Below are 16,080 nucleotides of genomic sequence, written 5' to 3' on the forward strand. Positions count from 1 at the left end.
GACGGCCGACGCGGCGCGGCGGCTGGAGAGGGGGCTTGGCCGGGGCCGCATCTTCGGTGTGCTGCAACGCGCGGCAGCGGTCGCGGCTTTCGTCGCCGCCGGCTGGCTGGCCAACGGCATCGTTGGGCCGATGTCGGTGACCGAGGTCGTCGCCTCGCCGCAGCCGCCCGCCTATGTCGATGAGGCGGTACAGGCACACAGGACGACGCTGCTGCGCGAAAACATGCCCTCGCAGACCGAGGCGCCCAATTACAATGCCGGCGAGATCCGCGCCGCCACCGCCATCGTCATGCCGGCGCTGCCGAAGGGCTGGAAGGTCCGCGACGTGCAAATCTATCCGTCGCGCTTCGGCCCGAGTGTCGAGATTGCGGTTGAAACGAAGGAGATGGGCCTGGTTTCGCTGTTCGCGATTCGGCCGGGCACTTTCGATGTGGTCAAGCCGACCGTCGCGCCCTCCGGCGACATCTCCTCGGCCTATTTCCAGATCGGCGATGTCGCTTACGCGGTTGTCGCGAAGAGCGAGGTTCATGACCTCGACCGCGCCGCCGAAACGCTCGCCAGAACGCTTTACTGACCAATCCACAAAGGAGACCTCGAATGAATACGCCCAATCTTGGATACCGCGTGGGCACAGGCGCCCGGACTGGAGCCGTCTACGACGAGGGCCTGCGCCAGCACATGCTACGCGTCTACAATTACATGGGCCTTGGCCTGGTGGTTACCGGCCTTGTCGCCTTCCTCGTGTCGTCGACGCCGGCGCTTTATGTGCCGATCTTTTCCAGCCCGCTGAAATGGGTGGTGATGCTGGCGCCGCTCGCCTTCGTGCTCCTATTTTCGTTGAAGATGCAGACCATGTCGGCGGCAAGCGCGCAGGCGATGTTTTGGGCCTTCTGTGCCGTCATGGGCCTGTCGCTGGCTTCGGTGTTCCTCGTCTTCACCGGCACCAGCATCGCGCGCACTTTCTTCATCGCCGCCACCATGTTCGGCGCCACCAGCCTCTACGGCTACACGACAAGGCGCGACCTGACGCAGTTCTCGTCCTTCCTGATCATGGGCTTGATCGGCGTGGTGATTGCCAGCATCGTCAACATCTTCCTCGGCTCGACCGCACTGCAGTTCGCCATTTCGGTGATCGGCATCGCCGTGTTCATCGGCCTGACGGCCTGGGACACGCAGACGATCAAGGAGCAATACGCGGAGAATTTCGATGCGGAGTCGCGCCAGAAGCTCGCCGTCTTCGGTGCCTTCTCACTCTATCTGAACTTCATCAACATCTTCCAGCTGCTCCTGAATTTCACCGGCGAGCGCGAATAGTCCGGACCGTGGCAGGCAGCAGCTTTGAGTCTTGGCTGGCCGGAGGGAAACCTCCGGCCAGCCTCTTTCAAAGGTCCACCATCAAGGTTCACCGCGATCGCGTGAATGCAAATGCGGTGCGCCACCTTGAGTTCACGCCCGGCCATTTGCTAGCCTGCCGTCCACGCCGGACGAACCGCGAGGACATATGGAACAGGACAGTCTGACGCTTCATGGCGATGGCATATCGGCAACCATCGTGGCCCACGGCGCAGAGTTGGTTACCCTGCGGGATGCACGAGAATTTGAGTTCCTGTGGCAGGCTGGACCGGCCTGGCGGCGCCATTCACCAGTGCTGTTTCCGATCGTCGGCCGGCTGAAGGGCGATCAACTGCACCATCGCGGCCAGGCCTATCCGATGACGCAGCACGGCTTCGCCCGCGACAAGCCTTTTATGTGGGCGCAGAGGGGACCTCGATCCTGCACGCTGGTGCTCACCGACGACGCGGAAACCCGAACGCACTACCCGTTCGCATTTCGACTGGCCGTGACCTATACGCTCGGCGAGGGGCAACTCGACATAGAATTCGAGATTACCAACTCGGGCGACGAACCGATGCCGGCGTCGATCGGGGCGCATCCGGCGTTCAACTGGCCGCTTCTGCCCGATATGGCGAAGGACGCCTATCGCCTGACGTTTGCCCAAGCAGAGCCCGCGCCGATCCGCCGGCTGAAGGATGGCCTGCTCATCGCAACGCGGCAGCCAACGCCGCTCAAAGGCAATGTGCTCGAGCTGTCCGAACGCCTGTTTGCCGACGACGCCGTGATCCTGGACCGGCCGGCCAGCAACAGCGTTCGCTATGGTGCCGATGACGGTCCGGCGATCGAGGTCTCATGGCAGGGATTTCAGGAACTGGGCATCTGGTCCAAACCCGGCGGCGCACCGTTCCTGTGCATCGAGCCCTGGCATGGCATTGCCAGTCCGCTGGATTTCGATGGAGAGTTCACCGACAAGCCCGGCCTGATGCTGATCGCGCCGGGCGCGAAGCGTTCGCTGAGTTACCGGATCAGCCTGGAGCAGGGGCCTCGGTAAGTTTTCCTGCAAGCCATGAAGCGGGCGCAAAGCCGGACCGGGCCGTATTCGCCGGGCTATCACGGCGGGATCGTTCATTGAAATCCGTCCGACTAAATAGCTGCTACAAATAAAAGTCGCATAAGATAGATTATGGAACTTACTCATTGGGTGCCACGGGCACTTCACGCATGCTCGAGCGTTCAGACGACGATTTGAAACGCCAACTGAGCAGCAGCCCCTACGGGTTTGACTCGTATGGGATTTCGATCACCATGCCATCATAGGCTGGTTCGACACTGTCGGGCGTCTCGGCCATCACGGCGGTGTAATCGAGCGGCACGTGCATGTGCGTCAGCACGGCGCTCCCAGGCGAAAGCGCCTCGATCCAGTCCAGCGCCTCGCCAAGCGAAAGATGGCTTGGGTGCGTGTTGTATTGCAAAGCGTCGATGACCAGCATGTCGAGGCCTCGCAGCCGTTCTACGGTGGTCTTGGGAAAGTCGCTGACATCGGGACAGTAGGCGAGCCCACCGATGCGGAAACCCAGCGAAATGATGTCGCCATGGATCTGAGGTAGCGGCTCGAAGGTGAGGGCACCCCCCTCTCCTTTGATCACGACCGGCCTGGTATGATCGATGATGTGGGCGTCGACGATCGGCGGATAGGAACTGCCTGCCGGCGTCTGGAAGCAATAGCCGAACGCCTCGCGCAGCCGCAGCATGGTCGGCTCGTCGGCATGGATTGCGATGCGATGCCGTTGTTCCTGCACATAGCCGCGCAGGTCATCGATGCCGTGGATGTGGTCAGCATGCGGATGCGTGTAGATGACCCCGTCGATGCGCCTGACTGAAGCCATCAGCATCTGCTCGCGGAAATCCGGGCCGGTGTCGATGACGACGGTGGTGCGGCCGCCATTGGCGGCAATGCGCTCGACAAGTGCCGCCGTGCGCATGCGCCGGTTCCTGGGATTGGTGGGGTCGCAATTCCCCCAGTCGCCGGTGATGCGCGGCGTGCCTGGCGACGACCCGCAGCCGAGAATTGTCAGGCGCAGCCGGTCGCTCATGTCTCGAGCGCCTGCTGGCGAGACATTTTTCCAAACAGCTGAAAGAAATTGTCGGTTGTCACCGCCGCGATCTCAGCCTCGCTGACGCCGATTGTCTCGGCCAGCACCTTGGCGGTTTGCGCGACGTAGGCCGGCTCGTTGCGCTTGCCGCGGAACGGTACCGGCGCCAGATATGGCGCGTCAGTCTCCACCAGCAGCCGGTCACGCGGCAAATCGGCGGCGATGGCGCGCAATTCGATCGAGTTCTTAAAGGTCAGGATGCCCGAGAACGACACATAGCCGCCTAACGACACGCCAACCTCGGCGAGTCGCCGTCCCGACGAAAAGCAATGCAGGATGAACGGGAAGGCGCCCTTCCCTGTCTCGTCCTCGAGAATGGCGGTCATATCGTTGTCGGCATCGCGCGAATGGATGACGAGAGGCAGCCCGGTCTCGCGGGCGGCGGCGATATGAGCGCGAAAACCCTGCGCCTGCGCATCGCGTGGTGCCTTGTCGTAGAAATAATCGAGGCCTGCTTCGCCGATCGCCACCACCTTTGGGTGAGTGGACAGGCGGACAAGGTCGGCGGTGGTGACATCGAGCTCCTCGGCGGCATTGTGCGGGTGGGTGCCGACCGAGCAATAGACTTCGTCGAAAGTTTCCGCGATCTCAAGAACTTGCTGGAACCGCTTCACGCGCGTGGAGATCGTCACCATCCGGCTGATACCAGCCGCCTTGGCGCGGGCGACAATGGCCGCCCGCTCTTCGGCAAAGTCTGGAAAATCCAGATGACAATGGCTGTCGACGAGCATCAGGCGTTCGCGTCCGTCTGCTCGACATAGCGCGGAAACACGCCCTCTGGCGGAGGCAGCGCCGTCCCGGACACAAGCGCATGGTCGGCATGGACATGCACGAAATCGCGATTGTCCGCCCGGACCGCCAGCAGGTCGAGCAGCTTGCCGGCCGAGCCCGGAATGTAGGGCTGGCATAGAACCGCTACGCGCCGGACCACCTCGGCCGTCGTCCACAGCACCGTTTCCATGCGCTCGGGATTGGTTTTCTTGAGCGCCCAGGGTTCCTGTCCGGCGAAATACCGGTCGGCTTCCGCAACCACGCCGAAGATTGCCGCCAGTGCCAGATGGATGCCCTGTTCGGCCATTGCCTTGCGCGCGGTGGCGAGAGCATCGACCGCTTGATCCAGGATCACCTTGTCGGCTTCCGCCAGGTCGCCGCGCTTCGGCACGACGCCGCCGCAATTCTTCGCGATCATCGACAGCGAGCGCTGCGCCAGATTGCCGAGACCGTTGGCCAGATCCGCATTGGTGCGGTTGACGATCGCCTCATGGCTGTAGCTGCCGTCCTGCCCGAACGGCACTTCGCGCAGGAAGAAGTAGCGCACCTGGTCGAGCCCGTAATGCTCGACCATGGCGAACGGGTCGATGACGTTGCCGACCGACTTCGACATCTTCTCGCCGCGGTTGAACAGGAAGCCGTGGCCGAAGACGCGCTTCGGCAGCGGGATGCCGGCCGACATCAGGAAGGCCGGCCAATAAACGGCGTGGAAGCGCACGATGTCCTTGCCGATGATGTGCGCATCGGCTGGCCAGAACTTCCATTTCTCATCTTTTTCATCGGGATAGCCGACACCGGTGATGTAGTTGGTCAGCGCGTCGACCCAAACATACATGACATGCTTTTCATCGCCCGGCACCGGCACGCCCCAATCGAAAGTGGTGCGCGAGATCGACAGGTCCTTCAGTCCCGACTTGACGAAGCTCATCACCTCGTTGCGGCGCTCGGCGGGGCCGATGAAGTCGGGCTGGCCTTCATAAAGCGCGACGAGCTTGTCCTGATAGGCCGACAGGCGGAAGAAATAGCTCTCTTCCTCGACCCATTCGACCGGCGTTCCCTGCGGCCCGTAGCGGACATTGTCAGGACGGACCTCGGTCTCCTCCTCGCCGTAATAGGCTTCGTCGCGCACCGAGTACCACCCGGCATAGCCGCCCTTATAGACGTCGCCATTGGCGGCCATCGCCTTCCAGATCGCCTGCGAAGCAGCGTAATGGCGCTCCTCCGTGGTGCGGATGAAATCGTCGTTGGAGGCGTTGAGCGCGGTCGCCATGTGCTTGAACTCGGCTGAATTGCGGTCTGCCAGTTCACGCGCCGAAATGCCTTCGCGCTTGGCTGTCTGCAGCATCTTGATGCCGTGCTCGTCGGTGCCGGTAAGGAAGAAGACCTGCTTGCCGTCGAGCCGCTGGAAGCGGGCAAGAGCGTCGGTGGCGATCAGCTCGTAGGCATGGCCGATATGCGGCTTGCCGTTCGGATAGGAAATCGCGGTTGTGATGTAGAATGTGTCGCGTGACATGGATGAACCGTCATGAATGTCTGAATGGAGGCCGTGGCGGTGGATATCGCATCGGAATGGCGATTGCCATCCCGAGACCATGCATGCCGCCCAAAAGTGGCCCCGGTTTCAGGGGCAACGGCATGCACCAGAAAGGCCGTCACATTCGCATTGCAGAATTCAGGCGGTCGATCATGGTCAGGGCGTGCTGCTTTTTGTCGAGATTGTAGGTGTCCGTCTCAGATATCGCGTCCAGCGCCTCATGCCAACTATCCGACAGCGTTTTGGCCCGCTTGAGATCGCCAGCCCGCGCCGCCTGGCTTGCCGCATCCGACAGAAGGTCCAGCGCCCGGCGGTTGAAGATGTCGAACTGTATCGCCTGGTCCTTGCCCGCGACCGCTTCGGCCAGGCGATAGGCGCCGCCAATATCGCTCTTTCCCGTCGCCACCAGGCCATCCAGCGTCCGCGCGATCTCCAGCCCGCCATACTGCGTCAATAGGATCGCGTTGCGGGCGCTTCCCCCTGCCCGCTCGACCAATGCGGCCCTCGCGGCCGGATCGTCCGGCGGCGGCGGCTCCGCTGTCTCCAGCACCGACATCAGTTCGTTGGCGTCAAGCGGTGTCAGCCGCACCACCTGGCAGCGCGAGCGGATCGTCGGCAGCAGACTGCCCGGTGCATGGACGATGAGAATGAACAGAGTCCGTGCCGGTGGCTCCTCAAGATTCTTCAGCAAGGCGTTGGCCGCATTGGCATTCATGTCGTCGGCCGGATCGACGATCACCACCCGGTAGCTGCCGTCGTGCGAAGTCAGCGACAGGAAGCGGCTGACCTTGCGGATTTCGTCAACGGTGACGACGGTCTTGAAACTCTTTGTCTTGTCGTTCAGCGGGCGGGTCAGATGCAGTACGCCGGGATGCGCGCCGGTTGCGATCTGGCGAAACAGCGGCGAGGCCGGATCGGGAACCGCCAGGTTGCCAGGCGCCTGGTCGAAGGCCGGATGCTTCAACAGGTGGTGGGCGAGATGGAAGGCGAGCGTCGCCTTGCCGATCCCGACCGGACCGGCGAAGATAAGCGCATGCGGCAGCTTTCCCGCACGATAGGCGGCGGCAAGCATGGTGACCGCCTGTCCGTGTCCGACCAGACGCGGTGTTTCGGAGGGTTCCGGCACACCGTCCAGCGTATCATGCTGTTCCGGCGCGATGCGTTCGAAGATCATACGGGTGCGACCTGCCTGTTGCGCTCGGACGCCCTTGCCCCCAGTGCCGAGAACACGGTCGCCGTGACGACATCTTCCACCGTGTCCGGATCGGCGGACGCATCGACGACGATGCAGCGTTCCGGCTCTGCCGCGGCGATCGCCAGGAACGCTTCGCGGCGAGCCTGGTGGATGGCAAGCGTCTCCTTTTCAAAGCGGTCGGCGGCGGCATCGCTGCCACGCCGCAATGTCGCGCGCTTCAAACCCTCGGCCGGGTCGATATCGAAGATCAGCGTCATGTCGGGCATCATGCCGTTGATCGAGACCTGTTCCAGCATGGCCATGAATGCCGGATCGATCCCACCCGTAACGCCCTGATAGACACGCGAGGAATCCAGGAAGCGGTCACAAAGCACAATGGAGCCGCGTTCGACCGCCGGACGGATGACCTGCTCGACGTGGTCGGAACGCGCGGCTGCGAAGAGCAGCGCTTCCATCTTGGGCCCGAACGGTTCGGCGGCACCTGAAAGCAGCACATGCCGGACCGCTTCGGCGCCCGGCGAGCCGCCCGGCTCACGTGTCCGTACGACATCATACTTCTTGGCGCGCATCTTGGTGGCCAGCCGCTCGATCTGTGTCGACTTGCCTGCGCCTTCGCCGCCTTCGAAGGTGATGAAAAATCCGCGCGCCAACCGAGGGCCTTTGTTCGTGTTCGAGTGGATTGTTGCGCTCTAGATAGTCCGCGTTCGGGAAAACGTCCATGCCGTCGGTGCTATCGAAGCCAGCCGATCGCCAGTTCCTTGACGGCATCGAGGGCGCGTTGCGGCAAACTGCCGACGCTGATCGACTCGGCGGCGAACAACGGTGTTTCCTGGCTCAGCGTGTCGCCGATCCAGACGCGCAGTGCGCCCACCGGCTGCCCCTCCTCCACCGGTGCCGCGACCGGGCCGGTGTAGATGATCCTGGCCGTCAGCTTGTCGCGGTTGGTGATCGGCAGGAAGATGTCGATCGGACCTTTTGCCTTAAGCGTCACGCCGGATTTCATGCCGCCAAAAACCTGGGCCTCTCCGACCACCTCGTCCTTGGCGAAGATTTCGGTCTTCTCGAACGAGCGAACGCCCCAATCGAGCAGTTTGCGTGCCTCTTCTGCGCGCTCCTTGTCATTTGCCAGCCCGCTCATCGCCGCGATCACCCGCGTGCCGTTGTGGCTGACCGAAGCGACGATGCCGAAACCGGATGTCTCGCTCGCGCCGACAGCAAGGCCGTCGGCGCCGATATCCATCGCCAGCAACGGGTTGCGGTTCCTCTGCGAGATCTTGTTCCAGGTGAAATCCTTNATCGCAGCGATCACCCGAGTGCCGTTATGGCTGACTGAACCGACGATGCCGAAGCCTGACGTCTCGCTGGCGCCGACCGCCAGGCCGTCGGCGCCGATATCCATCGCCAGCAACGGGTTGCGGTTCCTCTGCGAGATCTTGTTCCAGGTGAAATCCTTCAAGCCGTAATACCGGTAGAAATCGGGGTATTCGCGCCATAAATGAAGGGCGAGCTGCGCCAATTCCCGCACGTTTGTCTGCTGGCCGTCTGCCGGCAGGCCGGTCGAGTTGACGAAAGTCGAGGTCTTGAGGCCGATCTGGCGCGCGCGTTCGGTCATCTCTCCGGCAAAGTTGTCCTCGGATCCGGCCATGCCTTCGGCGATGACGATACAGCCGTCATTGGCGGCTTGCACGGTCACCCCCTGGATCAGGTCCTCGAGCCGGATCGCCGATTTGAGCTTGGCGAACATCGTCGAGGTCCCCGACGGTGCGCCACCTTTGCGCCAGGCATTTTCGCTGACCACGAACGTATCGTCGAGTTTGAGGCGGCCGGATTTGAGGGCGTTGAAAACCACTTCCATAGTCATCAGCTTGGCCATCGAAGCCGGCGGAATGGGTTTGTCGGCATCTTTCGAAAACAGCACCGTTCCGGTATCGGCATCGATCATGAAGGCCTGCGCGGCCTTGGTCTCGAAGAGCTGCGCTTGGGCCGGCGAAAGCGTAAGCAGGAGGCTGAGGAGAAAAAAAACGGCGAAAGGGTGTAGCAAGCGAAACTGCATGAAAATCGACCCGTTGGCCGGCCCCTCCGGCGTGCCGAAACTATCGAGCTTTTTCGGTGAGGGATCAACTGCCGGGCGCAAAACCGCCGCTGGATCAGTCGCGCACGACCAGCGCGTCGGGCGCGCCATGAGACCACGCCGCCTTCAGCAACTCGTCCAGGCCGCCATGGCCGTCCGGATAGAGGTTGACCGCATACCAGTCATTGCCGTCGAGATCGGAGCGCTGGATTTCTATTCTGCCGAAGGGCTTTAGCGCCGAGGCCACATGTGTGGCTTCGGTGACGTCGTCGAACGTGCCGGCGGCGACATAGTCGGCGCTGGACGGTGCCGCTTGGCGGCCGGTCTTTTTCCACGACCGCAGGATGTCCGCGGGCGACATGCCGCTGTTGTCCAGGGCGGCAAAGACATCCGCGCGACGGACGCGTTCATCCGCATAGGACAGCGAGGCCATGGCGAACGGCGACTGCGGCGGCAGGCTGATCTGCGGCCGTTCCGGCACGATCGGTCCAAAATCGGGCAGCGCCAGATCGCCGAAGGCCGGCTGCGCGGCAATCCGTCCCTGTACCGGAGCCGCGGCATCGGTCAGCTGACCTGGAAACGGCACGGCGGCCGCGCCGGCTGGAAGGCTCGGCGCAGGCCCGTTCATGGCCACCATGACGCCGGTCGGCAGGCCATCCGATGGATCAGGTACGCGGTTGCCTGGATGGTAAGAGGCCATCAGGTACTGGTCGTCATTGCCGTCGAGCGGCGCGCGGCCGACATATTCGACCTTCACCTTCGCGGTGCCGACCTTGTCGTAGTCGAGCATCTGCGCGGCTCGCTCCGAGACGTCGATGATGCGGCCCTCATGGTAAGGGCCGCGGTCATTGACGCGCACGATGACCGAACTGCCGGTTTCGAGGTTGGTGACGCGGGCATAACTGGGCAGCGGCATGGTCGGATGCGCCGCCGTCAGATGCGCCATGTCGTAGACTTCGCCATTGGCGGTCAGCCGGCCATGGAAGGCGTCGCCATACCATGAGGCCAGACCCACCTTCGCGTACTTCTTGTCTTCCTTGGGATAATACCACTTGCCGCGCACCTGATAGGGCTTGCCAAGCTGGTCGCGACCGCCGCCGCGGCGCATGAAGGCAACGCGCGGACTGGCCTTCACTCCGTATTCGGTCTCGGCGAAATATTCCTTGGAGCGGGTCTTCTTGTAGACCATCCCCTTCGGCTCGGGCTGCGACGCGCAAGCGGCGAGCAATGCAGCCGACGCCGCGAGCAACGCACCCGTGGCAACGCGACGAAGACGCGGATGCGTCACAGCCTGCATTCTTGATCGCCCCCTAAGTCTCGATGAAGACGTCGCATCCACCATCCGAGGAGCCAAAGCACTCGCTCGACAATGTCAACGACGCTTCGAACCCCCGATCCTTTTTGCGCAGGAATTGTTTATCACGGTATTAACCGATTGTGGCCGGAACCGGGCAAGATTGTGACGCTGTTTGCCCTGCCCCTAGGTTCAGGGGGCGACCTGCTCACCCAAGCCGGTTGACAGGCCTTTGTCGGGCACACTAGAGCAGTGGCCAGCAGTCGCTGGAGGGATGGCCGAGCGGTTTAAGGCACCGGTCTTGAAAACCGGCGTGGGCGCAAGTTCACCGTGGGTTCGAATCCCACTCCCTCCGCCAGAATTTCTGTTATCGACTTGAAAAACCATCGCTTTCTGACTTTGCCTCATTCGCTTCCTAACTTGGTTCCTAACGTGCGCAAACGATGAAGCCCGCCAGGGCGAACCGTGGCGGGCTTGGGGTCTGCGGAAGGATCTCACTTCGATTCGCGGGGCGCCCACGCCTCGTAATGAGCAAGCTTGGCATTGCGGGAAGCATTAGTTGCCATGCAGCCGACAAAAAACAGGCGTTTGGCCTCGGGGGCGGTAAGGACAACGTTGGCGCCTTCCCCCTGCGAAATGTCGTTCCAGCATATCCATCAACACGTCCATCGTGTTGTCAGCGTCGCAAATCAAGGGCTCCAACGCCGAGAAACGGGTTTTATAGTTGTCGGCGGCGGTCATTTTGTACCGCCTTTCCCGGTGTCGATCATCGAACGCAGCAAGGCCTGCAAGCTGATTGTCGAGCTCGCCGTAGCGCCATGGGTGGAATTTTCTGAGGTACCGGCCTTTCGCGGCAAGGTCGGGCGGAGTGCGAGCAGGGAACCGGCAGACGTGATAGAGCGCCGAATACTCGCCGTCGCTGCCATCTTCCCACGTCTGATGTTCCTGCGCGGTTGCCTCGCGGCCGAGGATAGCGCTGTCAGTGCAGGCGCAAACGCTTTGCCAATGAGCCCAAGCCTTCCTGTGGTCATTGATCACGGCGCGCAGATCGGGCGACATCTTCGGTCGCCTGTCTCGTGCTGTCGACCTGCGCTGTCGGCGCCTTGCCAGCGGCGCCGACAGTTGCGAGTGCAAGGCCGGCACCGGTCAGGTTGATCATCATCCGGCGGCGTTTGAGTGTGGGCATGCCTTCGGCGGCAGCCCGAATAGTGATGTTCGGCATGTGGGTTCTCCTAGTTGTGTCTCACACATGATGAGCTGTGTATCATTAACCTAAACGGATTTTGTCGCTTGTCAACGGCTTTCTATTTGTGATACACAATTTGCTCAAAGAGGAACTTGGATGCTCACCACTGGAAATCAGCTAAAAGCTGCACGCGCCCTCATCGGCATGGAGCAGCAAGAGGCCGCGAACGAAGCCGGCGTTCACGTCAATACAATCCGAAGCATGGAGGCGGCCGGAGCCTCTGCTATAGCTGGCCGAGCACAAAACGTTCAGGCGGTGCAGCGGGCGCTTGAAGCCGCAGGCATCGAATTCCTGAACCACGGAAGTCCAGGCGTTCGGCTAAACAGGAAGTGAAGAAGTCATGCTCAAAGTCCTGCTTATCGCGAGCGCTGTCCTGGTCAATCCCGCTCGCGCGGATGACATAATCTACAAGAACCTTGGCGCAGGGCTAAAAACATGCGGCGATTTTCTCCGCAGTAAGGAAACCACACGCACCTACTATGTCAGCTGGATATTAGGTTTTCTTACTGCAACGAACCTCACGCGAGCTGTAGCAGGCGGAGACGGCTCGATGCCAAAGTTAGGCAGCCCCAGCGACCTCGAGCTTTGGATGACAAATTTCTGTGCTTCCCACGCACTAGAGACGGTCGCGAATGCCGCAGTGAATTTGTCTATCGAGATCAGCAAATGACTGAACTGGTCGCTCGCCGCGCTATGTCGGCCAAGCCCCGGCAAGCCATCTTCAAGGAGCATTACATCAGCTGGGCGGAATCTTCAGTATGTGGCTGTGCGCCTGTGGATAAGTAACCGGTCATTCACCATGACGTTGTGTTGTGCATGAAGGCGTTGCATCGGGTCCCCAATCCCGGTGTGGCCCTGCCCTAAATGGCGACCGACGCTTTCAAGTGGTTACTCAGGCGTATGCGTCGGTCGCCAACTCTTTCAGTGCTTCATCATCCGAAAACGTCGTGCCGCCTCCGCCTTATCAGCGATTCCTCGTTCTGCTGGGTCCGCCTCGCAGTCGTGCTGCTCCTCGATTGTCTCGGGTTCGAAGTCGGCTTCGCCATCCATCTGAGCAAGCGTGTGAACAGGTGCTTGATCGCGCTTCGATTCGCTTGCGAAAGAACGCGCTCATTCATCACCCCATTGGACGCTGAGCGTTCCGCCAAGGACGCGAACGGCGCGGACTATGGCGGCGTAGTTTATGAAGCCTCGGGACCCGTTCCAATTTTTTCGTTTGAAATAGCCGCGCGCTCGAGCGTAGTGGTCAAGATCTACCATTGTAAAGCCCTGATGCCTGCTGCGCTCTCGTACTGCGTCGAGAAGAGGGTTTCCGGTGCTGCGGTCGGACCAGTCCTAGCCGCGCCCCTCGGTCGCGCAGCACTCTAGACCCCGTGTGTGGGAACGCCTTACGCATTTCTTCGGCACTGGCGGTGCGGTACATTTTTCTAAACTGTGTGTCTTCCCGAGCCGTCCATATGTGCCGCTTGATAGTTAGGTTTTCGGCTCGGCAGCGATGCTTCAACGCTTCTAGGGTGCGATGAGGGAGCGCCTTCCTCATCGCCTTGTAGTCAGGATAAAGCGACCGACACTTTTCAATTTCCGCGGTAGTCCAGATCGGAGATCCGCGGCCATGATTGCCGGCGTCAGTTCAAAGGAGCCGATGATTTCATCGGTGGTCGGCGTGGCGGTGCCGCTGAGGTCGACGACCTGGCCGTCGCGAACGTATTTGAGCGGGCGGCGATAATAGCCGGCGCGCCCGCCGTCGCCCGGGTAGAGCGGCACCTGGAACACCGTCTGGAAGGCGTCGTTCTGAAACGCATTGGTCTGGAAGGCGGTGAATGACATGGCCTTTAGCTTCCCTCAGTCGCGTCCGATGCACTCCATGTTCTGGCGATGCCGTTACCTAAGCCGGCAGGAATGCCAGATTTTTCGCCGGTTGTCGGATTGTCAGCCTCTGCCCGAGCCAAACGCCGCCTTGTTCAAACAAGCGCTCCGAGAAAGCTGCCAGCGGGATCGTGAGTAGTAGGACCACGGTCCCAACAACCATGCCGGTAAAAAGCGGGTGCGTCGTTTCCACGCCGAGTGGAACAACAATCGACCAGGCGACAAATAGCCATATGACGTTAAGCAGATAAAGGCTGTAGCTGATGCGGCCCAAAAACAGGACCGGATGCCAGTTCAAAAAGCGGACGACGGCCAACTTCGGCGACGCGTAGTAAACTGCGCCGACCAGAGCGCCGCAGAGCGCGGTTTGCCCTACGGCGCTCTGGATGCCATTCATGTCGGTTGCAGCTCTCAGGACGAAGAAGCCTACACAAAGCAAAACAAGTGCTGGCCCCGTCATCTCCGAGAAGAACGGCTTCAGCCGCTTATCAGCGACGAGCATTCCGACCATGAATGCGGACAGCCAGCTGTGCATGTTTGGAGCCCACAAGACCATTGCCGGATTGCCGAAGGCAAAGATCGAATAAGCGACGCAGGCGAGCACGGCGATCGGACCGAATGTTCGACCAATGAAGAACGCAGCCAAGATGAAGGGTACCGCCAGAAACTCTGCTTGAATGGTGCCTGACGGGCCGTGCCACGTAATCTTGAAAAGCGAAGCATTTACGAGCGCAGCCCCGAGGTTAGGTACCGGAAAGCCTGCCCAACCTAGCTGCTGATAGAGAATCGCTACCGCAAGGAAACAGCCCATGCAGAAGAACATGGCGGGGTAGAGCCGACATAGCCGACGAACGACAAAATTGACAACCACCACGATCGGCCTAGCTTTGTCTCGCTCCAGCGACAGCCGGAGCACAAACCCGCTAAGAACAAAGAACAGCAAGACTGCGCTGTTTCCGTTGACCGCCGCAAGTACTATCTTGGTCGCTACGTCGCCAAAGGTACTTAGGCTCTGGATCGGCGGGATTAGAATAGTATCTATTAGAACCTGATGGTGAAGGATTGCGTGGTAAAAAATCACCGACGTCGCAGCAATGCCACGGAGACCGTCGAGAGCGTTACTGCGATAAGATTCGCTATCCATGTGCTTGAAATATCGGCATTTAGCGAACCCGTCTAGCCCGCAGCAGACCATGCGCTGTACATGTGCTTGTTCCGAAGGAAGCCTGGGCTACCGCTCGAATGGTTGTCGTCGCGTGTATATCAGCAAACGTTGAAGGACTGAGGTTTAGAAGACACTCCCTCCGCCACAACGTCTATGAATCAGATAGGGACCACCGCTATCCCGCTGCGGTGGTACCAAAAGACCTTCACCAAATCATCTGCCGGGGCCATGGTCGAGTTCGAGACGGGCATCTGGGCCGATTTGAGGGATGCCGATAAGGGGTGACCGCAAGTGCCGCAAAGCGCCTCGCGGTCACCATCCACGTTGACTTTGAGCGTGGTGGGCACAGGGAACCGGTAGCTATCCACCGCGTTCTCTCGGCATGCTCAAGAAAATCGCCTTTGCCGCCGTGCTTGTTCAAGTTGCAGCCTTGTCAGCCCTGCTAACGCAAACATTCCTCCTTGCATCCACGCCCACCCAAGCGGCCAGTGTGCGAGGCGAGCCCGTGGTGGCCGTTACGGCATCGGAATGCGCCAAGGCGACATGGCCTGATATTCCCGTTCAGTGCCTTGAGAGGGTTGAGGCGAGAGTGCAATAAAACGGGAGAAATCCAAGCCGGCGGGCCGCTGCCGAAACACGGAATCGTTCCATTGCGTCCAAGGCGGTCATTGCTAAACGTCGCAAGTTACAGGTTACTGCTGACGCCCGGCCGGCGAAACTGTCACGATTAACGAATCGTTGACCGCGCTGTCCTATTCTGAGACAGCGCGGTCAAATCCCAACCGGACTGCGCAGGCGGCTCCGGCAACCCAGCCCCCGCCGCACTGTCGGAGCCGCCACCATACGATGAATAAATACCAGCAATGGTTGAATCAACCGTTACTGCAGTTGTTGCAACTAGAACGAACGACATCCACCGTTCCGCACCATTCCACCTTTTGCGCCTGGTTCAAAAAACCGCAGGACCTCATAAGGGCCAAAAAAGCCCGCCGGGCGGAGCCAGCCCGCTCAGCGTGACAAACAGAAGACTGATAGCGAATCCGTTTCGATTGATGCTCTGAGCATGGAATGCGCCTTCGATGGCATCGCCAGCGCCCAGACAGCCCGGCAAACGGCAATGGGAAGCGCTATAGCAGCGAGTTCTGCTAAATCTCTCTCGCAAGCGTGAGCCGTGCTACAGCCGGCTAACCACTCTACAGAAGAGCCGAGCAGTCTATCTGATCGCGCATCGAGGCTAGATCGTCGCGAACGAGCCATTCCGAGTAAGCCCTCAATCGCCTGAGGCCAGCAGTCTTGGCGTCTCGCTCGGTTCGCTCCGTTTCCAGCGTTGCGGACGCTGCGATCCACGCGATGCATTTAGGCTTCGGATGGTGTCGAAATGATCCGACAATTTGATCCTTCACCGGCCATTCCCCTCGTGCGACCTGTCAAGCTTTTCACATATGGCAGG

The 16,080-nt window shown here is 60.7% G+C and carries 16 protein-coding genes and 1 tRNA gene; 6 read left to right on the top strand and 11 right to left on the bottom strand.

What is annotated here, in order from left to right; genetic code table 11:
• From X739_RS146580 to X739_RS146570, 3 genes are all read left to right on the top strand, one after another.
• On the top strand, positions 1-574 hold a 574-nt coding region (locus tag X739_RS146580), incomplete at its 5' end, for an anti-sigma factor (RefSeq protein WP_023795146.1).
• A gap of 23 nt (positions 575-597) precedes the next feature.
• A complete protein-coding gene (locus X739_RS146575; protein WP_023795147.1) occupies positions 598-1,314 on the top strand; it encodes a Bax inhibitor-1/YccA family protein in 717 nt (238 codons plus the stop codon).
• A gap of 187 nt (positions 1,315-1,501) precedes the next feature.
• Positions 1,502-2,386, top strand: coding sequence for an aldose 1-epimerase family protein (locus X739_RS146570; protein ID WP_023795148.1), 885 nt, complete (start codon positions 1,502-1,504; stop codon positions 2,384-2,386).
• Between the two features lie 220 nt (positions 2,387-2,606).
• On the opposite strand, the gene X739_RS146565 is transcribed toward X739_RS146570, so the two are convergent.
• From X739_RS146565 to X739_RS146540, 7 genes are all read right to left on the bottom strand, one after another.
• Positions 2,607-3,428, bottom strand: a complete 822-nt coding sequence (locus X739_RS146565) for an MBL fold metallo-hydrolase (protein ID WP_023773690.1) — start codon at positions 3,426-3,428, stop codon at positions 2,607-2,609.
• Positions 3,425-4,219 carry a TatD family hydrolase gene (locus X739_RS146560; RefSeq protein WP_023773691.1) on the bottom strand — a complete coding sequence of 265 codons (795 nt, stop codon included), beginning with the start codon at positions 4,217-4,219 and terminating at the stop codon, positions 3,425-3,427. Before X739_RS146560 ends, X739_RS146565 begins: the two co-directional genes overlap by 4 nt.
• Entirely contained in the window at positions 4,219-5,772 is a 1,554-nt protein-coding gene (gene metG / locus X739_RS146555) for a methionine--tRNA ligase (protein WP_023795149.1), read from the bottom strand. Before metG ends, X739_RS146560 begins: the two co-directional genes overlap by 1 nt.
• A 139-nt stretch (positions 5,773-5,911) precedes the next feature.
• Positions 5,912-6,967, bottom strand: a complete 1,056-nt coding sequence (locus X739_RS146550; protein WP_023795150.1) for a DNA polymerase III subunit delta' — start codon at positions 6,965-6,967, stop codon at positions 5,912-5,914.
• Complete coding sequence (gene tmk, locus X739_RS146545; RefSeq protein WP_023773693.1) at positions 6,964-7,638, bottom strand: dTMP kinase; 675 nt, start codon at positions 7,636-7,638, stop codon at positions 6,964-6,966. Before tmk ends, X739_RS146550 begins: the two co-directional genes overlap by 4 nt.
• An 80-nt stretch (positions 7,639-7,718) precedes the next feature.
• Positions 7,719-9,041: a D-alanyl-D-alanine carboxypeptidase family protein gene (locus X739_RS1000000170635; RefSeq protein ID WP_023795151.1), complete on the bottom strand. Its 1,323-nt coding sequence runs from the start codon at positions 9,039-9,041 to the stop codon at positions 7,719-7,721.
• A gap of 94 nt (positions 9,042-9,135) precedes the next feature.
• Positions 9,136-10,356: a septal ring lytic transglycosylase RlpA family protein gene (locus X739_RS146540; RefSeq protein ID WP_023773695.1), complete on the bottom strand. Its 1,221-nt coding sequence runs from the start codon at positions 10,354-10,356 to the stop codon at positions 9,136-9,138.
• 265 nt (positions 10,357-10,621) lie between these two features.
• Between X739_RS146540 and X739_RS146535 the strand changes: the two genes are divergently transcribed.
• Positions 10,622-10,711 (top strand) — tRNA-Ser (locus X739_RS146535).
• Between the two features lie 197 nt (positions 10,712-10,908).
• On the opposite strand, the gene X739_RS146530 is transcribed toward X739_RS146535, so the two are convergent.
• On the bottom strand, positions 10,909-11,412 hold the full coding sequence (locus X739_RS146530) for a hypothetical protein (protein ID WP_023795152.1): 504 nt from the start codon (positions 11,410-11,412) through the stop codon (positions 10,909-10,911).
• A complete protein-coding gene (locus X739_RS146525; RefSeq protein ID WP_023773697.1) occupies positions 11,381-11,575 on the bottom strand; it encodes a hypothetical protein in 195 nt (64 codons plus the stop codon). Before X739_RS146525 ends, X739_RS146530 begins: the two co-directional genes overlap by 32 nt.
• A 120-nt stretch (positions 11,576-11,695) precedes the next feature.
• On the opposite strand from X739_RS146525, the gene X739_RS1000000168235 reads away from it, so the two are divergent.
• Together X739_RS1000000168235 and X739_RS146520 are read left to right on the top strand one after the other, a co-directional pair.
• Complete coding sequence (locus X739_RS1000000168235; protein WP_023773698.1) at positions 11,696-11,932, top strand: helix-turn-helix transcriptional regulator; 237 nt, start codon at positions 11,696-11,698, stop codon at positions 11,930-11,932.
• A gap of 7 nt (positions 11,933-11,939) precedes the next feature.
• The gene (locus tag X739_RS146520; protein ID WP_023773699.1) at positions 11,940-12,269 is read left to right on the top strand and encodes a hypothetical protein; all 330 of its coding nucleotides are present in this window, start codon (positions 11,940-11,942) and stop codon (positions 12,267-12,269) included.
• Between the two features lie 866 nt (positions 12,270-13,135).
• On the opposite strand, the gene X739_RS146515 is transcribed toward X739_RS146520, so the two are convergent.
• Together X739_RS146515 and X739_RS146510 are read right to left on the bottom strand one after the other, a co-directional pair.
• A complete protein-coding gene (locus X739_RS146515; protein WP_023773701.1) occupies positions 13,136-13,426 on the bottom strand; it encodes a hypothetical protein in 291 nt (96 codons plus the stop codon).
• 58 nt (positions 13,427-13,484) lie between these two features.
• Positions 13,485-14,609 (bottom strand): acyltransferase, encoded by a 1,125-nt coding sequence (locus X739_RS146510; RefSeq protein ID WP_198019227.1) that lies wholly within the window; start codon positions 14,607-14,609, stop codon positions 13,485-13,487.
• Positions 14,610-16,080 lie beyond the last annotated feature (1,471 nt).

It is taken from the genome of Mesorhizobium sp. LNHC209A00 (genome assembly GCF_000502915.1).
In the GTDB taxonomy this organism is placed as follows: domain Bacteria; phylum Pseudomonadota; class Alphaproteobacteria; order Rhizobiales; family Rhizobiaceae; genus Mesorhizobium.

Coding starts and splice junctions, on each gene's coding strand:
- X739_RS146530 (WP_023795152.1), bottom strand. CDS start 11,412: ATGTCGCCCGATCTGCGCGCCGTGATCAATGACCACAGGAAGGCTTGG.
- X739_RS146540 (WP_023773695.1), bottom strand. CDS start 10,356: ATGCAGGCTGTGACGCATCCGCGTCTTCGTCGCGTTGCCACGGGTGCG.
- X739_RS146550 (WP_023795150.1), bottom strand. CDS start 6,967: ATGATCTTCGAACGCATCGCGCCGGAACAGCATGATACGCTGGACGGT.
- X739_RS1000000168235 (WP_023773698.1), top strand. CDS start 11,696: ATGCTCACCACTGGAAATCAGCTAAAAGCTGCACGCGCCCTCATCGGC.
- X739_RS146515 (WP_023773701.1), bottom strand. CDS start 13,426: ATGTCATTCACCGCCTTCCAGACCAATGCGTTTCAGAACGACGCCTTC.
- X739_RS146570 (WP_023795148.1), top strand. CDS start 1,502: ATGGAACAGGACAGTCTGACGCTTCATGGCGATGGCATATCGGCAACC.
- X739_RS146575 (WP_023795147.1), top strand. CDS start 598: ATGAATACGCCCAATCTTGGATACCGCGTGGGCACAGGCGCCCGGACT.
- X739_RS146520 (WP_023773699.1), top strand. CDS start 11,940: ATGCTCAAAGTCCTGCTTATCGCGAGCGCTGTCCTGGTCAATCCCGCT.
- X739_RS146565 (WP_023773690.1), bottom strand. CDS start 3,428: ATGAGCGACCGGCTGCGCCTGACAATTCTCGGCTGCGGGTCGTCGCCA.
- X739_RS146525 (WP_023773697.1), bottom strand. CDS start 11,575: ATGCCGAACATCACTATTCGGGCTGCCGCCGAAGGCATGCCCACACTC.
- X739_RS146510 (WP_198019227.1), bottom strand. CDS start 14,609: ATGGATAGCGAATCTTATCGCAGTAACGCTCTCGACGGTCTCCGTGGC.
- metG (WP_023795149.1), bottom strand. CDS start 5,772: ATGTCACGCGACACATTCTACATCACAACCGCGATTTCCTATCCGAAC.
- X739_RS146560 (WP_023773691.1), bottom strand. CDS start 4,219: ATGCTCGTCGACAGCCATTGTCATCTGGATTTTCCAGACTTTGCCGAA.